The sequence below is a fragment of the Caldisphaera lagunensis DSM 15908 genome (genome assembly GCF_000317795.1).
In the GTDB taxonomy this organism is placed as follows: domain Archaea; phylum Thermoproteota; class Thermoprotei_A; order Sulfolobales; family Acidilobaceae; genus Caldisphaera; species Caldisphaera lagunensis.
Genome location: NC_019791.1, coordinates 929,985 through 950,087 on the forward strand (window position 1 = coordinate 929,985; position 20,103 = coordinate 950,087).

Below are 20,103 nucleotides of genomic sequence, written 5' to 3' on the forward strand. Positions count from 1 at the left end.
TTTAACAAATTGTATAAAATGTAATTTATGTTTACTAATAATTTATTTTGAAACTATTAACAATCATTATTATGGGCTCTTTAAAATCTTTACATGATTTTTTACGATCTTCTATTATTGATGATGTATCAAGGTTAAGTTCGTATCCAAACAAATCCTTATCTCGAGATAATTATATATTTAAATTTTCAATTAAATTAAATATATATGTAAATAAAGATTTTGATAAAAATTCGCCTATATTATAGAATTTAAAATGCTTTCAAATTTTTCGCCAATGTTATCAATATCAAATCTTTTAGAGAATATCATTGCATTTGCCTTCATCAAATTATATAGTTTTTCATTTTTTATCAAATTGTATATTTCATTTGCATAATCTAAAGGATCTAGCGTATTTACTTTTATACCAGTAAGACCATCTATATATGCATCATCAGGTATTCCTGGTCCCGCTATAACTGGTACAAAGTTTTGTGCTTCAGCAATAGTATAAGCAAATCCTTCATATTCGTATGGTGCTAACAATAAATAAGAATTGCAATAAAGATCTAATAGTTCTTTTAAGCTTATACAACATTTAGTTTCTATATCACTAAAGGTCTTATCTATTGGCCAGTTTAAAACAATCTTTAATTTTATTTGAAGATTAAACTTTTCATTCAAAATTTTTACAGCTTCGTAGGAAACTTCTGGGTGCTTTCTATAATCTGCTCCTGTATGTAAGATAAACTTTTCATTTTTATCTTTACAATTATTTATTGAAAAAAGTTCAGATTTTATAGGAGGATTAACTACATGATCACAATTAATGCCTTTTTTAACTGCCTCATATCTAACTTTATTTGAGACACAAACGTTTATTTTATTATTATTATAAAGAAATTTATAGATTAGAAATTTCATAGATTTTAAGTTTGGAGAAAGATGATGAATAATTCCAACTTTCCTTTTATGACTAATTGGAACAATGCCATTTAATATAACAACATCGTAATTCTTAACGGCTTTGCTACCCTTATAGTACCACGAAAGAATATCTGATGTTTTATTATTAAATTTTCCAAAACTATAAAATCTTGCCTTTTCTAAGTTTACACTAAATATCTCTTTTCCAAACCTTATTGGATCTTTTGATATAATATTAGAGATAAGCAAAACATCGTGATTTTTGTTTATAAAATATTCTGCTAAGTTATATATATATATCTATTTACTCCGTCTATAGTTGTTAGATCTCCGTATCGTGTTATGGCTATTTTCAATAGTATCCCCTAATTTGATTATTTATTTTAATATATAAATATCTATTTGAAATATATATTATTTTGCCTATATTTTTAATAATATTAAAGATTATTGAAATAAATTTTATAATAGATTATATTGAAAAAAATTCTAGGGATTTGTAATTATTGTAATTTGAAATTGTCATATTTAAAAATTTTTCTCTAGGTTTTATTAAAATACCTAAATCAAAAAAGGTAAGAGGTAATCAAATTTATCTGATAAGAGTATGTCTATAAATCCATAGAATAAATACGTCAATTGAAGATTATTAAAAATATAAATAAACAAAATCATTAACATGATTCTTATTTTAATTTATCTGAATTTCCCTATTATATAAACACTTGGAGTCATCAAAATTATATTTGATTCATTCGCAACATAATTTATTGAATTTATATCATATGTTGCATTAGGGTAAAAGGCGTAAACACCATATATAAAATAAGACCAAGAAAATTCATAATAACCTGTAGAGGAATTTACATTTAAAAATGGTGGGCCAAAGTCAATATAATAATGGAAATCAAAATTTGGTGATAAATAACTAGTTATTCCTATACCTATACCAGCTTCACCAAAAGGCTCGCTATATGGAAAAGCTACAGTTGAATAACCTGCCCAAGTTGCATATAATGAAAATATTGAGACAAAAATTATTAATGAAACACCTAAAATTTTAACACCATAATTTATATTATTTGATTTATTTTTTTTATCTTTTTTATTATTTTCATTTTTATCTTTAATTTTATAAAATAATAGTAACGAAAAACCAAAAGAAATTAAGGGTAAAAGATCTTTAGGCAATCTATCAGCCCATCCAACACCTCCCATGCCTAATACCTGAAATGCAGCAATTAAACCGCTAAATAACATAAACATAAATGGAATCAGGATTTCAATTTTTTTATAAATTAGGCTGAATAATAACAAAATTATAAAGGAAATAGACAATAGCGATATATAATCATCTGCTTTAATGCTTACTGCATATGTATAAGCTGGTAAAGCTCTTATTGCCTCTGAATATAAATGAGGTAATGTCTTAACTCCAGAAGATATTTCATTTGTTACAGGAATAAAATTTTGTTGTAACAAATTTCCACTAGCATAGATTATCCTCATTAAATATGCGACTAAAAATGATGATAGCAAATAAAATGATTTTATTCTATACCTTTTAAACATTAACAATATAATGGAAACACCTAATACGCCAAACTCTAGCCATAAAGCTATGAGTTGATGATTAAAAATAGCAAATAAAAAAGATATAAAGAACATTATATAATCGTTCTTTTCTCCGGTTTTTAATGATCTAACAAAAAACGCAACAGATAAAGCAAAAGGTATCAATGCGTAATCATTAGAAACCACATATGAAAAACTTGGTGATAAAATCAAATATGTTATAATTGCTACCCCCGTTTCTTTTCTATTTAATCCAAAAAATCTAAACATGATAAATACAAATGGAAGCGATAATAGAACAAATATTGATGTCCACCACTTTATTATAAAATAAAATGGTGGAGAAGTTATTGAAGAAGTTTTCCCAAAGATTTCTAGTATAAAAAAGGCTAAGGTTAACCAATAACCTGGTTGCAATGAAGAAAATGTATTTTGCTGTATATGACCATTAGTCGTTATATATGTAGCTTGCAAGTTATGATTAAAAGAATCCTCAAAATCTGTCATGTAATAGTAATTTGATATATCAGGCCATAAATACCTTAATATAATTATTATGGCTATAGAATAAATTATTATTAATGTGCTTATTTTACCTTCTTTTTTTGTTGAGATTAGAGATGCAATTAAAAGCAATGATTCCATTAAAATAAACAAGATAGATATTATAGGAAACCTAGATAGGGGACCAAAAATATCATAAATTCCATAAACCCCTTCATTCCCTGATAAAAACATGTAATAAGCATATACAATACCTATCACAGTTGAAGAAATTAAAAATGAAATCAAAACAATTTTATCCCTATTCATTTAGTCCACCAATTTCATTAAAGCTTTTAAAAATTTCAAATCCATTATTTTTTGCATATTCATAATTAATTTCGTATCTTTTTCTTATATTATAGCTAACCTCAATATCATCTATATAAATCCATGGCTTTGATGGCTGTATTATTATACCCATAACTTTTTCATTAAATAATTCTTTAATTTTAAAAATCAAATCACTTAAAAGCTGTGAAACTATAATTACCTTTGTATCTCCTGAACGCATATAATCGAGATCTTTAATGTTTTCTTTTATTTTTTCAGTCTTTTTTTTATAATAATCCAATAACCTATTGTATTCGGGATAATATTTTTTTAGCATATCTAAAATTAAAAGTAAAGCATTATAAATATTTTTGTTAACGCTTTTGATTTTTTCTCCATCATAAATGTAGACTTTTGAATTCATGTAATATGAAAACCTTAAGGCATTTAAAGCCTCTGTAGCTATATCATCTGCTGAATTTTCATCTGTTGATTCCAAGTCTATTATTATACTGCTACCGCCATACAAATCCCAGTAAAATTTTTTTACCATTATTTTACCCGTTTTGGCTGTTTTCTTCCAATCAATTCTCCTTGTATCATCTCCTGACCTTAATTCATCTGTATAGGCATATTCTTCACCTAAACCAGTTATGTTTGATGGATTTGTATATCCTATGCCTAAAGATAAAAATTCTCTAATTTTTGTTAGTGATTTAGGATAAACAGAAAATTTTACTGGGGGGTTAACATTTACTAAAAAAGTTTTTTCGAAAAGAAATGATTTCTTTTTTACCTTTAATGAATTTAACTCATAGATACCAGATTTATTAGGTTTTATAATCATGATAAAAGAATTTTTTGAATTATCTTCGTTAATTTTACAAAAACTAAATGGAGGTATTAATTCTTCACCTTTTCTATCGCCTTCTATATGAAGGATTAAGCTATATTCTTCCCCTCTTTTCATCTCTAGATAATTTATTAAAGGTTTTAAATAGAATCTAGGCTTTCTTATTGATAAATAATCAATAATAGAAAATGTTAAAATTAGGGAAGAAATAACAAGAAAATCAATTATTTTAAATGAAATACCAAATGCGATCAAAAATAATGAAAAAATTAAAAAGATCTTGCCAATCAAATCTTTGGCACCTTAACATTTCTTAAAGCATTTTCTATTATATTATCAGGATTAGCACTTTCACTTGATATTCTATGTCTCAAAACATGATATGAGACCTTCTTTACATCATCTGGTATAACATAATCCCTACCATCTAAAAATGCGTTTACTCTTGATAACTTAAGCACCCAGAGAGAAGATCTAACGCTCAAATTACCAAATTTCCTAACCTCATTTATTATATCCAAAATATATCCCAAAATCTCATCACTTATCTTAACATTTTTTATGCTTTCTCTCATATCAAATATTAAGTCCTTGTTTATTATTGGCTTAATAGATGGGGTATCTAAAATATCTACCCTTCTTAATATCTCTATCTCTTCATCTCTTGAAGGTAAACTAATTACAATTTTAGATGAAAACCTATCTATTTGAGTTATTGTTAATGGAAAAATGCCTCCAGTATCATATGGGACTTGAGTTGCTATTACCAAAAATGGGTCCGGTAATTTTATTGTATTTAGATCTATTGTTACTTGTTTTTCTTGCATTGCCTCCAATAATGCTGATTGTGTTCTTGGAGGTGCTCTGTTAAACTCGTCTATTAAAACAATGTTGCTAAATATTGGTCCCTCTCTTATCTTGAATTCCTTTTTTTCAGGATCCCATATAGATGTACCTATTATATCAGAAGGTAGCAAATCTGATACCATTTGAATTCTTTTAAATTCAACTCCAATTGCTTGGGAAAAAAGCTTCGCGATTGTTGTCTTTCCTAATCCCTGGTATCCTTCAAGTAATATATGTCCTCCTGAAATTAAGTTTTCAAGCATTATTTCAATAACTTCTTTTCCTCCAACATAATATTTACCTATGGTATTTATTATTTCATTTTTTATTTTAGCTGCTCCTTCAGGCTTCATTATTTCTCTCCTCAAGTATTTTTCTCAAAATTTTCTCATCCCAATCTGGGTGCTCCCTTATCAAATCTGCTATTTTTGGATAATTTATTTCTTTTGATGAAGGGTATATGTTGTAAATAATTGATGAAATTAAAAATAATAAGGCAAAAATTAAAACTTGAACATAAGGGTAATTAAAAATTTCTGATATGTTCAATATTAACAATTTCATTTTATATTGAGGTAATTGTGGTAGCAGGAATGTTGCTATATAATATTTCTTTAATTTTAATAATTCTATGTTATTGTGATTATTAATTCTAATTAAATAATTAGTAAAAAAGTATTGATCTGAAATAACTATTACTTCCCCTTTACCTATGCTTTGTTCTGATATAACTGAAAAGGGACCATATGTAACATTATTTTTTAGTTTTATATATGAAAAGAATGATGTGTTAGCTAATGTATTCCCATTTTTTAAATATGAAGTTGAAAAAAGAACAATTTTACTTGAATTAAATATTGCTAATGGAAATAGAGGTGAATTATAGTTAAAAACATTGTCTAAAACAGTATAATTATAAGTGTATATGCTAGATCCAATACCATTTAGCAAGTAATTTACATTTGATCCATTTCCTACTATTATTAAAGTTCCTCCTCTGTTTAAAAATGAATTTAAATAATATAGATTTAAATTATTAGGCTTAATTTGAACAGGTAATATTAATATTCCATTAATTTTTGATAATTGAGATGGGTTATCAACAATTCCTGATGAGTTTTTATATAATAAAGAAAATCCATCCCAAGCATTATTAAATGGTGAAAATGGTTGGTATGTTGGAAAATAGATTATTAGACAAATAATTATAAAAATAGAAATAAATAAACCAATATTTAATTTGCTAATCATTTAACCTCACCGATAAGAGTATTAGCAATTCGTTTCTCTCTTCTTCACTTAATCCATATCCATAAATTTCTTTTTCTAGTAATTTGTTAATCTTATCAAACATATCTTCTTTATTCCTAACTTTATTCTTAATTAGTGAAAAATACTCCCTTAATGTCATATATTCTTCCAAATCTATTCCCAAAAAAGTTTTAACATTATTAATAAAAACATTAAATGCATTTCTAATCTCTTCTCTCTTTAAATCAATTTTGTTTTGTCTTTTTCTATTAACTTCATTTCTAATCTCTTCTCCTCTCTTCTCTTTCTTCTTCTTTCTTTCATTTTCCTTGTTTAAAGCATAGGCATACCTTGATCCTCCAAATAATATAGTTATACCAAAGGCTATAAAAAGAGGATTAATTATAATAATTCTTTTAGTTGCATATGCAGGATTATAAATGTTCTCATTAGCTGTTGAGTTTATTAGTATTGTTGAGTAAAAATTCATATAGTATATTGGTATTTTGATATTTAATGAAAAACTTCCATCAGGATTAGTTATGCTTGATTTATTTTCATTAAATGCATAAACATTTATAATACCTTTTATCGGAGTTGAATTATAAAATAACTTGCCATGAATTGTTATTGTCTGGCCTGCTATTGCTATCAAAGGTGTAATTACACTAATATTAGTAAAAAGCCTATAAACTTTTATATTTATAGATGAAGTTGATTTATAATATAATTCATGAGATGGTACAAATGCTTTTATTGTATAATTTCCATTTTCTACATTTGGAATTAATAAGTTATAGCTAAAGGTACCATTATAATTTAATCTTACCTTTATTAAATTGTTATTAAATTCTATAAACAAATATTGTTGACCAAAGTTGCTATAAGTATTGTTTTCTGAATAATTTCCATATATCTTTATATAGGTATCTGGCAATACATTAGTATTATTTGTGTTTAAATTTATTTTAGGCTTGAAATAATTTAGTTTAATACAAACAAATGAAGAGTTTTCTCTTAGATTTTCATATTTATAAGGAATAAAATATGCATAAATACATGTCTTATTCTCATAAATGTAAGGTATTTTATAATTTATTGAAAAATTACCAGAATCATTTGTTGTTAAATTGGTTTCATTATTATAAAATAATATCATAACAGTAGCATTAGCTAGCCCTATATTTAAGTATGTGACATTGCCATAAATTTTTGTTGTATTTCCAAGCCATGCAGATGAAACGTTTGAGTAGAGCTTTACAGATACATTACCTTTTGATTCATATATATCATTTTGTAATTCATATATGAAAGAAGTTAAATTCCCCTCAGACTTCTTTATTTCATTTATACCATTTGTTAAATACGAATAAGGACCGATCGAATTTTTTAAAACAGAACCCAGATATGATAGCCATAGTGTAGAAGCGTTAGCCTTCTTCAACGTATTTAATGCTATTAATGATAGGTTATATGAATATGATAAATTCCCTATTTCTAGGTAATGATAACCTAGAGAAATATTATTTTCTGTTTCATTAAGTTGTGTAATAATCATGTTGATATAAGTGTTAAACCTTTTTACTAAATCATTGATTTCAGGATTATTGATGAAAGAAGTATTGCTTATTAATTTTAAAATTGATTTTGCATATGAATAATTTCCTAAATATGTTTCATGCATTACCTTATAATAAGCCAACGATAGCAATAGGTTTTGACTTGTTATTTCATAAGGATTTGCTATCTTTTCTGAATAATAAGACCTAAAGTAAATTAAAGGATAGGCTATTGTCGCTATAATTATAGCTATCAATACTATTGTTATTATAATATCATACCTTCGGGACAGGTATACCAATTAGACTTAACACCTCTAATAAAGCTATAGAGATAAATAATAATAACAATGCTATACCTATATAATTCTTTTTAGCCCGTGGAGCTATTATACGGTATGATACCAAATATATTAGAGCATATAAACCTATATATGGTCCAAGTTCATTAACATTAAGAAATGCTAAAGATATAAACGATAAAGATATTAATATTGATATTGTTAGAATAAACTTATTAGATCTATCCATTTAAAATTTCACCCTCTAATATGATACCATTTTGATTTTTTGCCTCCCTAACAAAATGTATTGGTTTCCCATAATATTTTGATAGGGATGAAAGAGCGATGCTACTTTCTAAATGACCTAAACACTTCTCATATCTAGGTATGTTTAAATACCTTCCCTTTGGATTTATAATATTTATTATTAATTCTGATTTATTTTCAACATCATTTTTAATTAGCTTAACATCGTCAGCTAAATCAAGATGCTCTATCAAAATTTTCTTTAAAAAAGATTCATCTCTTTCATCACCTTCCTTATTTATTGGAGGAGTTGGAATGAAAACTGTTACACCTCTTTCATTTAATATCCTTAAAGGAGAGCTAATTATTTTATTCACATGATCTTTTTCAAAATACTCATTTTCTTCATAAGGTATAAACGCGATATCTCTACCTTCTTTATTTAAGTAAATTCCCTTTCCCCTTGCATCAAACTCCTCTAATATTGCCTCTATATTTAATGCTGAACTTTCTATCATTTCCCTAATTACATAAGGAAAAATATAATTATCTGATATTGAAAAAGAGGCGAGACCAATTATGAAGATTCCCAAGAAAACATAAAATAATTCCATATAGTTAATTACAAATATGGAAAATACCATTACTGGAATTGATATTGATAATAATAAAATACCTAGTTCTTTAAGTTTCATTATTATAACACCTTCATCAAATAGTAATTAAATTTCCTATATGAAGAAAGTATTAGCATTGATAGTGAAAAAATGTATAAAGATAAAGATACTGAAAGAACTGTTAGGCCTTGAGGTAATAAATTTAATATGAGACCTATTAAAGGTATTATAGCTAAACTTATTGCTATATATATCGCAACTCTTTCCAATTCTCCCCAATCATTTTTATTTGGATAAATGCTTTCAACAACTCCATAACCTGGATAAAAGAAAAGAATTGGTGATACTAAAATTCCTTTAACTAAAATATATTTATCAGGTATAAAAATTGAAGAAATCATAGATACTGATATTATTAATAAAGAAATTAATACCCAAGAGTTTCTTATACTAAAAAAATATGAGAGAAAATTTCTTGGATAATTAGTATACTTTATTTTATTATCTTCTATTAATTTGTATATAAACCTTGCTATATCAACATCTTTAATATTATTGTTTTTCATATTATTAATAATATCTATAATTTTTATTTTACTATTTTTCTCAATTATTTTTATTATATCTTCTTCTCTCAATCCCATTTATCCCACCGTTGCATTAACGTATAGCTGATTGTAAAGATTAGTATATTGAAAATCTGTTCCATTATAAAGGAAAAGTAGCAACGCTATCTTATATTGACCAGATTTTTCAAATGTTACATTAAATGGTATCGTTGAATTTCCATTATTGTTTATTATTGAGTATATTTTTAAATAAGGCTTTTTATGCAAATAAAATGTTGAATTAACATCTATTGATGCATTTAAAATATAGACATTTACTTCATAAAATCCAATTTTGTTTTCATGATTTTCTATATAGGCATATAAAGTAAATGTAGAGTTTACTGGTACATTATTAGGATATCCTCCTAATTCTTTGTTAGTATTTAGAGTTGCAAGCAAGCTATAAGGCCCAGGTTTCCAATATGTCATTAAAAAGTTCCCCAAAAATGTGATCGATATGATTATAAAGAAGCCAGATAAAATATACTTAATTTTATCGTCTATCATTTTTCTCCACCACATAGTTTTTATGTGATTTTATCCAAAGCTTCCAAAATATAGATGGTGAAAATTTATATAGTATAAATGAAAGCAATAAGAAAACAAAAATATAAAGAAGCCTTAATGCAACAATAAAATAATAATGACTTTCTGCTGATTTAATAATAAGGGTACCATTATTACTTATGTTTTTAGCAATATTATAAGATAAGTTGCATAGATTACTTCTATTTGAAATTAATGCACTGTTATAATAATTTAAAGATTCATTAAGCAAGGACTCATATTTAGATATATTATATCCTAAGGATGATGCCTTTGAAATATAGTTATAAGCATTTTGAATTTCATTAAAGGTTTCATTACAGCTTATATTGGATGAAAAAGATATGTTTGAAATTATCGGTATTAGCAACACCAAAAATATTACTGTTAGCAACACTAATTTAGGTTTCAATTGTGCCCCCCTTTTATTTGATACTATTTTAAATTTAAGTTTTCTTCCTTTAAGAATTAATTTGAAAATAAATTCCCCTATACTATAATAAAAATAGGAGAAAAAGTTGATAATATCAACAATATTGCTCATATTAGCAATATCTATATTTATAATTCACATATCAATTCCTACATTTTATTATAGATACATGTTAAGTAATTCTAAATGCAATCTTAAAAATAATGAAGATTTGGATTTAGATAATTACCCTTTAGTATCTATAATTATTCCAACTTACAATGAAGAAAAAACTATAGAGGAAAAAATTAAAGATATACTTAGGCAAGATTATGAAAAGGATAAAATGGAAATTATAGTTGTTGATTCAGCAAGTAATGATAATACTGTAAATATAGCAAAGAAGCTTAATGTGAAGGTTTTTCAACAAAGTGAGAGAAGAGGGAAAGCAAATGCATTAAATTATGCTTTAAAAAATGTAAATGGAGATATTGTTATAATAACAGATGCTGATTCATCTTGGGAAACTTTAGATACAATAAAGAAAGCAGTAATCTATTTAAAAAAATTTGGAGGAGTAACATGTATTAAAAAAGTAAGAAATAACTCAATTGAAAGTACCTATAGGGATCTATATAACGTGTTAAGATTAGGAGAAAGCTGTATTTATTCAACTCCAATAGCCCATGGAGAGTTCCTTGCATTTAGAAGAGGTTTAATTGAAAGTTTTAATGAGGAAATTGGAGCAGATGATAGCAGTTCTTCTCATGAAATATCATTAAAGGGGGAAAGGTTTGTTGCTGTAAATGATATAATATGCAGCGAGCTTGTTCCCAAAGAAGGATACATTCATTGGAGGATTAGAAGGGCCAAACATTTAATTCAACACTTTTCTAGAGCAATTCGTGATATAAATAAAGTAAAGGATAAAGGTTATAAAAAAATATTGATTATTGAATATTATATTCATTTAATTAACCCATGGCTTTTAATTATAGCTTTGTCTCTTGATTTGATATCGTCATTTTTAGGAAACATTATCTCTTTATTTTTAATATTTGCATTTTTCATTTCATTATTATCATCTCAAATAAGAACGTGGGTTATAATGCAGTTTTTGCTAGCAATTTCACAAATTAAAAACTTCTTTAACAAGGAGATTGTATGGAAAAAAGAAAAAAAGTAATCAATCTTTTTCCATTAAAATACCTTCTTTCATTATATAAATTTTATCTGCAATACCTTCAATCATGTAAGGTGATGAAAAAACTATTATTTTTTCTTTAATTTTAAGTTCTTTTAACTTTTTAATTATTATTTCTTCTCCTATATCATCTTGGTTAGAGAAAGGCTCATCAAGTATTAATACCTTGGGATCTTTAGCAATTGCTGAAGCTATTGATACCCTCTGCTTTTCACCTCCACTTAAATTATCAACAACTTCACCTTCTTTTCCTTTTAAATTCATCTCATTTATTAATTCAATAGAAATTTTTTCGGCCTCCTTTTTATTAATTCCTTTAAGTAATAAAGGTAATGATATGCTTTCCAATACATTTAATCCCGGAATTAGTCTATATTGTTGTTCAACATATCCAATATAATTAAGCCTTATCTTAGACAGATTACTTTCTTTATAGTTTGTTATATTTTTATTAAAATAAATAACATTACCTTCATCTACCTTTTGAATAAGTGATAACACCTTCAGTAAAGTGGTTTTTCCTGATCCATTTTTTCCATATATTTCAACAATTTCTCCTTTGTTTAATGTTAAATTCGCCCTTTTTATTATTTCTTTTTTATTCTTTGATACCTTTATTTCTATAAGTTTAATCATTCCTGTCACCTATAATATATAACATATATGTAGGGAGACCTCATTACAACATCTGAGTTAAGGTTTATTGGAAGAATATTTAAATTATAAACATTTATAGGAGTGTAAAAACCGAGTTCAAAATTCTCTTTATATAAAATTAGAAGACCATGCATGTTTCCGCTTAATATCATGTTTATATTAGTTAAACTATTAAATAAATAAGCAACCTTAACATCTCCATATAAAGGAAAATTTCCAGTGTTTAATTTATATACAGTAAAGGCACTATTAACAAACCCATAAGAATACCTCCATTGGGAAGAAAGGTACCAGTGAAGGCTATATAAAAGGTTTGTTGAAATTATTGAAATTGTTAAGATTCCCGTAATTATTGATAGAATTATTTCAGAAAAAATTAAGGATCTCCTTTTAGGTATTGTGTTAAATAATAGACCTGAAACAATGCCTCCTCCTATTATTATATAGTTTACAAACCTATATGAAATTAATTGCAAAGCAGTATTTGAAATTATTGCATATAGAAATGATGAGGTAAATACCAAAAAGAGGGAAGAAACTACTAAATGATCTTTTGGTTTAAAAAACTCAAACTCAGTCCACAAAGGTATTAAAAGTATTAATGGTAAACCTATAAGCGCTATTTGCCAATCATATTTTTTGTTTGACAGAACTATGAAATTAAAGGTTGAGATGTAAAGTATAGATAATCCAAGAAAAATTAATAAAAAATAGTAGTAGCTTTTAAAATATATATGATACTTTGGCATAAAGAATATATAAGTAAAAACTATTAAAATTATATAAAATGAGAAAGTTGGAGTAATAGAGTTTACTAAATATCCTTTAACTCCATAAACTCCATAAGAAATATAATATATTAAAAAAGAAAGTGCCAAGATTAGAGATGTAATTAATAAGAACTTATCATTATTTCTATATTTTAATAATAATTCCTTTCTATTACCATAAATATATTTTATGCTAAATTTTAGGATAGGGATTAATAATAAGGTTGATACAAGAAAAATTGTTGGTAACGGATGTGTTATAACTAATGTAATCGATGTTAATGAAATTAAGATTAAATCTTTAATATTTTTAGCAAAATATGATAGTAAAAGAATTGCAAAAAAGAAGGGATAAGCAAACACTTCTTTTAATAATGATGATGTAAATATGAGAAATGGTCCAGAGAAAAAAGTAAAAGATATTGATATTAATCCATTACCTCCTAGTTTCTTTATAAATAAATAAAAAAGCAACATTGATTCACCTATAATCAATGAATTGATTACGGAATATACATAAAACGGAGAAATTCCTGTTGCTTTCGATACAACTGATGCAAAGAGCAATACTCCAGGAATTCTATTATTATATCCTCCTAAAGCTGAATTATTCCATATCCTGACATTACTATTGCTTACTATTATGTTTGTTTCTCTTATTAATGGCCAAACATCTGTTGATAGGGGTTCTCTTAAAATAAATAAAGGTAATAATCTGATAAATATAGCTAGAGAAATTATTAATAATAAATAATAATATGTATCCTTTCTTTTATTTTTATTATTCATTATAATCACCATTGTTGATAATAATACTTATAGTAGAGATTACCATTATTGATATTAACGTTGATAACATAATATAAATGTTTATTGAGGGTATTAATGGAAGACCTAATAAATTTGTTGATAATAAATACTTTATTTTATTAAAAATAAATAGAGATATAATAAAAGAAATTAGCAATAATAAAAGGCTTATGGCAATTGAATTAAACATGATTTTCATCTTTGATATACCATAGTTATTTAATATTTCTATCCTATCCTTATCTATTAAGTTAAAAATAAGGCCAATAGTATAAGAGGCTATCGAAATTATTAATGCTGATGCTATTGCAAGAGATAAAAATGCTATTTTAGGTATTCCAAGTTTGTTAAAATATGCTTGAGATGCTTCATTAAAAAGCATCTTTTCGCCTTGGTTATTCTGAACTAATATTAAAGCAGTGTTTATTAAAGATTTTTGGACAGGAGTTAGGCTTAAAGATTTCATAGCTGATAGTTTATAGGATGAATTTTTAAAATCTATTATTGCAAGAGATGCCAAACCATAATTAATCCCTCCTCCATGAATTAAGTATGCAGTATTTATATTAACAGAAATAGCCCATGGATAAAGATTTGAAAAATTACAAACCTTAAGTATAATAGGAAAATTAGATAATGCTGGATAAACAAGAATTGTTTGGTTTATCTTTAAGTTGAGTTCATTTTTAACATAATAACTAGGATATGCACAATACGCATCACTAACATTATTATTTCCTATAAATGCAACATCTTTTCCATTAACATAACCAAGGGAAATAACTAAAAAAGTAATATTTTCTATACCGCTTGTATTTCTTAGTTTATTTAACAAATCATTTTTATTTATTAATGAAGTATATGGAGAAACTGAATATCCTGTTATTATTAAGCTGTTCTTACCTCCTAATGATTGTATTATGTTATATAAATTATAAACCCCCATAATTTCCCCTGATATTATTAGAGATGATGTAACTATTGAAGTAAACACTAATATTAGGAAAAGATATGTAGCCTTGTTAAATTGATATCTTATCAATTCTTTCACCTATTGAGATTAGAGATGATAAAAGTGAGGTTAATATTGAGATAAAAAATAATAGACTAATAATTAATGGGTCTGGGATACCATAAGGCAAAACAAGGTTTAATCTAGAGAGAAAGAAGAGACCTAATTGATAAATAAATATGCCTAAAGAAATTCCATATAAAATTATTAATGATGATACTATTAAAGATGATATTATAAAGTAAAAAATTATATTATTTTTTGATAAGCCCATGGTCTTTAGATTAGCAAATGTTGATTCCATATTATTTACCATTTTTTCATATGAAAATACTTGGGCGGGTATTGAAAAAATTAAAATTATTATAGACAGCAACAAAACCAATTTTATTAATGATAGGCTAGATCCAATTAATGCAAGGTTAACTCCATTATTGGTTAATGATATTTGAGTTGCATTAAAATTAAATGGTAATATTATTAATGTAATATTATATGGGGAAGTTATTATACCAGAAATATTGTATGCTTTGCACCCATCATTTAAGCATAGAGAAATCGTTGAATTAACCTCTTTATTCAAATTGCCGCTAATCAATACACCTTCTTTTCCAGTTATAATATTTAAATTCAAATAGCTTAAAAGATAGCTTTCATTTTTTGATCCAAAAATCATGATATTTTTGTTATTAAATTTATATAGTTCCATTGAAATGTTTAGGTTTGTAGTCTGAATTAAATGTGTTGAATAAGAAATTGAGTAAGGTACAGATATTAATGAGCTTGATAATGCAACAGGTATAGAAAGAGTTATCATTAATAATAGGAATGATCTTGAATATAATATAGAGATTAGCATAACATTAATAATATTTTTCATCATACCCCCATTTTGCATTGTGAAAACAAATAAATATATATTTTATAACACAAATTAATTGTGGTGCAGCATGCCCTTTGAATTTATTAAAACAAGTGTTGATAACGTTTATATAATAAGACCTAAAGTATTTGAAGATAATAGAGGATATTTTATGGAAACCTTTGAGAAAAGATCTTTTAGCAATCTTGATTTTAATGTTATTCAAGAAAATCAATCATATTCAAGAAAAGGGGTTCTAAGAGGTCTTCATTTTCAAAAAGGTAAATTTGCTCAGGCAAAAATCGTTAGAGTTATTAAAGGAGAGATCTTTGATGTTGCTGTAGATATAAGGCCTGATTCAAAAACATTTAAAAAATATGTTTCTGCAATTTTATCTGATAAAAATAAGGAAATGCTTTACATACCAAGAGGTTTTGCTCATGGATTTGAAGTTTTAAGCGATGAAGCTATAGTAGTTTATTTGGTTGACAATTTTTATTCTCCAGAAAATGAAGGGGGAATAATATGGAATGATAAAGATATAAATATAGATTGGCCAATAAAAGAACCAATATTATCAAAAAAGGATAGCTCATGGCCAACTTTAAAACAATTTTTAGAAAATGAACGAAGTGAAAAAAGATGAAAGGCATAATTCTTCATGGCGGTAAAGGAACTAGGCTAAGACCATTAACATTTAGCGGTCCTAAGCAATTAATTCCAATTGCTAACAAACCAATTAGCCATCATGTTTTAGATGATTTATTAAATGCAGGGATAAAAGATATAGCAATTGTTTTAGGTAATACATATCCAGAAAGCGTCGTAAATTATTATAAGGATGGAAAACAATTTAATGCAAATATAACATATATTTATCAAGGTGAAGCATTAGGGATTGCCCATGCAGTTTTAATGGCAGAAGAATTTGTTAACGAAGAGCCTTTTATTGTATATTTAGGAGATAATTTATTGCAATATGGTATATCTAAATATAGAAAAGAATTTGAGGAAAATGATTATGATGCAATGGTATTGCTAAAGGAAGTTGATGATCCAAGAAGCTTTGGAGTTGCAATAGTAAAGGATAATAAAATAATAGATCTAATAGAAAAGCCAAAGGAATTCATAAGCAAACTAGCCTTAACAGGTATCTATTTTTTAAAGCCATCGATTTTTAATATCATAAAGGGATTAAAGCCAAGTAAAAGAGGAGAATTGGAAATAACAGATGCTTTATCAACAATGTTAAAAAAAGGATACAAATTGGGTTTTAGCATAGTTGATGGATGGTGGCTAGATACTGGGAAAAAAGATGATATAATTTTAGCAAACCAATTAATTTTAGATGAAAAAATTCAAAAGAAAATTAGCAATTCGGCTATTATAACAAATTCAAACATTGGGGGAAGAGTAGAAATTGATGAAAAAACAATTATAGAAAATTCAATAATAAGGGGTCCACTAATTATTGGAAAAAATTCAGAGATAAGAAATTCATTTATTGGATCTTATACTAGCGTAGGAAATAACGTAAAAATTGTTAATTCTGAAATTGAAAACAGTATAATATTAGACAATACAATTATAGAAAACGTTAAAAGGATTGAAGATAGCCTAATAGGAAGAAATTCTAAAATAAAAGAAAATTCAAGGAAAGTTATTAAGTTACATGTTAGTGATTATTCTGAAATTGAGCTATAGGTGAAATTTAATGAGATACTTAATAACTGGTGGATTAGGATTTATAGGGAGCAATTTTGTTAGATATTTATTGGAAAATTATAAAGAAGAAAATAATTTAATAACAATAGTTGATTATATGGGAATAGGATCAAATATTAACAATTTAAAGGGATTAGAAGGAAAATATGAACTAATTAATGCAGATATAGCCAATAAAAATATTATGAAAAAATTAATTGAAAACATAGATATAATAATAAATTTTGCTGCTGAGACTCATGTTGATAGAAGTATATCAAATCCAGAGCCATTTTTGCATAGCAATTTGATTGGAGTTTTTAATATTTTAGAAATAATTAGAGAAAGCAAAAGAAAAAATGAAATAAAGTTAATTCATATTTCAACTGATGAAGTATATGGGGATCTATTTAATAGTGAAGCAGACGAGAATTTCCCATTGAAACCTTCAAGCCCATATTCTGCAGCAAAAGCTTCAGCAGACTTATTTATTCTTTCTTACAATAGAACTTATGATATTAATGCAATTATATTGAGACCATCAAATAATTATGGATATTATCAATTCCCAGAAAAGCTTATTCCCAAAACTATTATAAAGGCATTAAACGATCAAAAGATTCCATTATATGGAGATGGAAATCAAGAAAGGCAATGGACTTTTGTTATAGATACATGTAATGCAATATATGAGATTAGTAAAAAAAGCAATAAATATGGTGAGATCTATAACGTATCTAGCAATGATGTAGTGAAAAATATTGAAGTAGTAAAAAAGATTTTAAAATTATTAAATAAGGATGAAGGACTTATTGAATTTGTAGAAGATAGGCCTGGACATGATAAGAGGTATAAAACAATATCTGAGAAAATTAAAAAATCGATTAATTGGTATCCAAAATATAATTTTGAAAAAGGAATAGAGCTAACAGTTAGATGGTATGTAAGTAATGAATGGTGGTGGAAACCATTAATCAATGAAAAAGTATTAAATAAAACACCTTGGAAGGTGAAATGGTAATGAAATTATTAATAACAGGAATAACAAGCTTACCAGGCTATAAAACGGTCATTGAGGGTATTGAAAAAAATCATGAAATAGTTGGGATATATCATGAAAAAATTCCTGATTTAAAAATTAAATTAATTAAAGCGGATTTAACCAATAAAATGTTAACCCAAGATATAATAATAAAAGAAAAACCTGATGCAATTATACATATAGCAGGTATGGGAGATGTTGATAACTGTGAAGTAGAAAAAGAAAAATGTTTTAATTCTAATTATTTATCAACATTAAATATAGTGAAGGTTTCAAACGCATTCAATATACACATGATCTATTTATCAACAGACTATGTATTTGATGGTCAAAAAGGTAATTATAAAGAAAATGAAACACCAAATCCAATAAATTATTATGGATTAACAAAGTTATTAGGAGAAAGTTCGGTAAAGACTTTAACTAATTACGCCATAGTTAGAACTAGTACTATTTATGGTATAGGTATTGGAAGATCAAATTTTGCAATGTATTTAATAAATAAATTAAAAAATGGAGAAGAGATAAAGGCTGTAGTTGATCAGTTCACATCACCGACGAATACAACTCTTTTAGCCAAAGCGTTGATAGAAATAGCAGAAAAGAGATTAATAGGGGTTTTTCATGTTGGAGGTGAAAGGTTAAGCAGATACGAATTTGCCGTAAAACTAGCAGAGAAAATGGGTTTTGATACTGATTTAATTAGAAAAACATATATAAATGAAATGAAATGGAAAGCTAAAAGGCCTATAGATTCTTCTCTTAATTTTGATAATACAAAAAAGTTTATTGATATTAATTTTTATGAGACAGAAAATGCTTTAAATATATTGAAAAGTGAATATTATTCTTTAAAGGTAGAAAAGGATAACTAAATAAAAATAATTTAGTTTTTAAGTTATAGATCATAATTCATATATAGTTTACAAAGTTTTAAAAAGATTTATTTTTGATCATTTAAATAGTATAATTATAAGGAAAAAAGGCATTTTTTTAAATTATTACATTATATACTCTTCTTTGATATATTTGGGTTTATTATTTAATAAATTTAAACAATATTAATACTGCAAAATAGTAACAACCTTAACAGAATTAATACTTATAATTTTATTCAATTTTTTAGCCATACTAATTATATAAATACTAGTTTTTATATTACAAAATAAGGGAACTGCTAATGAACAATCAATTCATCTCAGTCATAGTTACTGCTCATAATAGAAAGAAATATTTACCATATGCTTTGCAAAGTTTAGAAAAACAAACCTTAGATAAGGATAAGTTTGAAGTAATTGTTGTAAAAAATTTTGAAGATCAATTATCTGATAAAATAATAGAAAGAAATAATTGGAAAAATATAGTAACAGAAGAGAACAATACATTAGGAGAAAAACTTAGTTTAGGTATAGATGAATCTAAAGGAGATATAATAACCTTTTTGGAAGATGATACGTATAAACCAGAAAGGCTAATGTATATATATAAAAGCTTTCAAAAAATAAAAACCTAATATA

The 20,103-nt window shown here is 25.8% G+C and carries 21 protein-coding genes; 6 read left to right on the plus strand and 15 right to left on the minus strand.

Annotation, left to right across the window (positions count from 1 at the left end; all coding sequences use genetic code 11):
• Nucleotides 1-237: 237 nt before the first annotated feature.
• From CALAG_RS04495 to CALAG_RS04545, 11 genes are all read right to left on the minus strand, one after another.
• Complete coding sequence (locus CALAG_RS04495) at nucleotides 238-1,158, minus strand: glycosyltransferase (RefSeq protein WP_015232553.1); 921 nt, start codon at nucleotides 1,156-1,158, stop codon at nucleotides 238-240.
• A 447-nt stretch (nucleotides 1,159-1,605) separates the two neighbouring features.
• Entirely contained in the window at nucleotides 1,606-3,297 is a 1,692-nt protein-coding gene (locus tag CALAG_RS04500) for a hypothetical protein (RefSeq protein ID WP_015232554.1), read from the minus strand.
• On the minus strand, nucleotides 3,290-4,444 hold the full coding sequence (locus CALAG_RS04505) for a DUF58 domain-containing protein (RefSeq protein WP_015232555.1): 1,155 nt from the start codon (nucleotides 4,442-4,444) through the stop codon (nucleotides 3,290-3,292). Before CALAG_RS04505 ends, CALAG_RS04500 begins: the two co-directional genes overlap by 8 nt.
• Nucleotides 4,441-5,352 carry an AAA family ATPase gene (locus CALAG_RS04510; RefSeq protein WP_015232556.1) on the minus strand — a complete coding sequence of 304 codons (912 nt, stop codon included), beginning with the start codon at nucleotides 5,350-5,352 and terminating at the stop codon, nucleotides 4,441-4,443. Before CALAG_RS04510 ends, CALAG_RS04505 begins: the two co-directional genes overlap by 4 nt.
• Nucleotides 5,342-6,250, minus strand: coding sequence for a DUF4350 domain-containing protein (locus CALAG_RS04515; RefSeq protein ID WP_015232557.1), 909 nt, complete (start codon nucleotides 6,248-6,250; stop codon nucleotides 5,342-5,344). Before CALAG_RS04515 ends, CALAG_RS04510 begins: the two co-directional genes overlap by 11 nt.
• Entirely contained in the window at nucleotides 6,243-8,111 is a 1,869-nt protein-coding gene (locus CALAG_RS04520) for a hypothetical protein (protein ID WP_015232558.1), read from the minus strand. The genes CALAG_RS04515 and CALAG_RS04520 overlap by 8 nt, the downstream gene beginning before the upstream one ends.
• On the minus strand, nucleotides 8,086-8,340 hold the full coding sequence (locus CALAG_RS04525; protein WP_015232559.1) for a hypothetical protein: 255 nt from the start codon (nucleotides 8,338-8,340) through the stop codon (nucleotides 8,086-8,088). Before CALAG_RS04525 ends, CALAG_RS04520 begins: the two co-directional genes overlap by 26 nt.
• Nucleotides 8,333-9,034, minus strand: coding sequence for a hypothetical protein (locus CALAG_RS04530; protein WP_015232560.1), 702 nt, complete (start codon nucleotides 9,032-9,034; stop codon nucleotides 8,333-8,335). Before CALAG_RS04530 ends, CALAG_RS04525 begins: the two co-directional genes overlap by 8 nt.
• Before the next feature lie 2 nt (nucleotides 9,035-9,036).
• A complete protein-coding gene (locus CALAG_RS04535) occupies nucleotides 9,037-9,600 on the minus strand; it encodes a DUF1616 domain-containing protein (RefSeq protein ID WP_015232561.1) in 564 nt (187 codons plus the stop codon).
• The gene (locus CALAG_RS04540; protein ID WP_157463196.1) at nucleotides 9,601-9,996 is read right to left on the minus strand and encodes a hypothetical protein; all 396 of its coding nucleotides are present in this window, start codon (nucleotides 9,994-9,996) and stop codon (nucleotides 9,601-9,603) included.
• Between the two features lie 64 nt (nucleotides 9,997-10,060).
• Nucleotides 10,061-10,525: a hypothetical protein gene (locus CALAG_RS04545; protein WP_015232563.1), complete on the minus strand. Its 465-nt coding sequence runs from the start codon at nucleotides 10,523-10,525 to the stop codon at nucleotides 10,061-10,063.
• 106 nt (nucleotides 10,526-10,631) lie between these two features.
• On the opposite strand from CALAG_RS04545, the gene CALAG_RS04550 reads away from it, so the two are divergent.
• Entirely contained in the window at nucleotides 10,632-11,711 is a 1,080-nt protein-coding gene (locus tag CALAG_RS04550) for a glycosyltransferase (RefSeq protein ID WP_015232564.1), read from the plus strand.
• Here CALAG_RS04550 and CALAG_RS04555 read toward each other — a convergent pair whose 3' ends face one another.
• The 4 genes from CALAG_RS04555 to CALAG_RS04570 are packed head-to-tail and all read right to left on the minus strand — an operon-like array spanning nucleotide 11,712 to nucleotide 15,858.
• A complete protein-coding gene (locus CALAG_RS04555) occupies nucleotides 11,712-12,365 on the minus strand; it encodes an ABC transporter ATP-binding protein (protein WP_015232565.1) in 654 nt (217 codons plus the stop codon).
• Nucleotides 12,366-12,370: 5 nt separating this feature from the next.
• Complete coding sequence (locus CALAG_RS04560) at nucleotides 12,371-13,945, minus strand: hypothetical protein (protein ID WP_048816756.1); 1,575 nt, start codon at nucleotides 13,943-13,945, stop codon at nucleotides 12,371-12,373.
• Nucleotides 13,938-15,008 (minus strand): hypothetical protein, encoded by a 1,071-nt coding sequence (locus tag CALAG_RS04565; RefSeq protein ID WP_015232567.1) that lies wholly within the window; start codon nucleotides 15,006-15,008, stop codon nucleotides 13,938-13,940. Before CALAG_RS04565 ends, CALAG_RS04560 begins: the two co-directional genes overlap by 8 nt.
• A complete protein-coding gene (locus CALAG_RS04570; protein WP_015232568.1) occupies nucleotides 14,989-15,858 on the minus strand; it encodes a permease in 870 nt (289 codons plus the stop codon). Before CALAG_RS04570 ends, CALAG_RS04565 begins: the two co-directional genes overlap by 20 nt.
• A gap of 70 nt (nucleotides 15,859-15,928) precedes the next feature.
• Between CALAG_RS04570 and rfbC the strand changes: the two genes are divergently transcribed.
• The 5 genes from rfbC (at nucleotide 15,929) to CALAG_RS04595 (ending at nucleotide 20,099) form a co-directional block, all read left to right on the plus strand.
• The gene (gene rfbC / locus CALAG_RS04575; RefSeq protein WP_015232569.1) at nucleotides 15,929-16,486 is read left to right on the plus strand and encodes a dTDP-4-dehydrorhamnose 3,5-epimerase; all 558 of its coding nucleotides are present in this window, start codon (nucleotides 15,929-15,931) and stop codon (nucleotides 16,484-16,486) included.
• A complete protein-coding gene (locus CALAG_RS04580; protein ID WP_015232570.1) occupies nucleotides 16,483-17,544 on the plus strand; it encodes a glucose-1-phosphate thymidylyltransferase in 1,062 nt (353 codons plus the stop codon). The genes rfbC and CALAG_RS04580 overlap by 4 nt, the downstream gene beginning before the upstream one ends.
• 10 nt (nucleotides 17,545-17,554) lie before the next feature.
• Nucleotides 17,555-18,565 carry a dTDP-glucose 4,6-dehydratase gene (gene rfbB / locus CALAG_RS04585; RefSeq protein ID WP_015232571.1) on the plus strand — a complete coding sequence of 337 codons (1,011 nt, stop codon included), beginning with the start codon at nucleotides 17,555-17,557 and terminating at the stop codon, nucleotides 18,563-18,565.
• Nucleotides 18,565-19,461 carry an SDR family oxidoreductase gene (locus CALAG_RS04590; protein ID WP_157463197.1) on the plus strand — a complete coding sequence of 299 codons (897 nt, stop codon included), beginning with the start codon at nucleotides 18,565-18,567 and terminating at the stop codon, nucleotides 19,459-19,461. Before rfbB ends, CALAG_RS04590 begins: the two co-directional genes overlap by 1 nt.
• Before the next feature lie 305 nt (nucleotides 19,462-19,766).
• Nucleotides 19,767-20,099 carry a glycosyltransferase family A protein gene (locus CALAG_RS04595; RefSeq protein ID WP_048816757.1) on the plus strand — a complete coding sequence of 111 codons (333 nt, stop codon included), beginning with the start codon at nucleotides 19,767-19,769 and terminating at the stop codon, nucleotides 20,097-20,099.
• Nucleotides 20,100-20,103 lie beyond the last annotated feature (4 nt).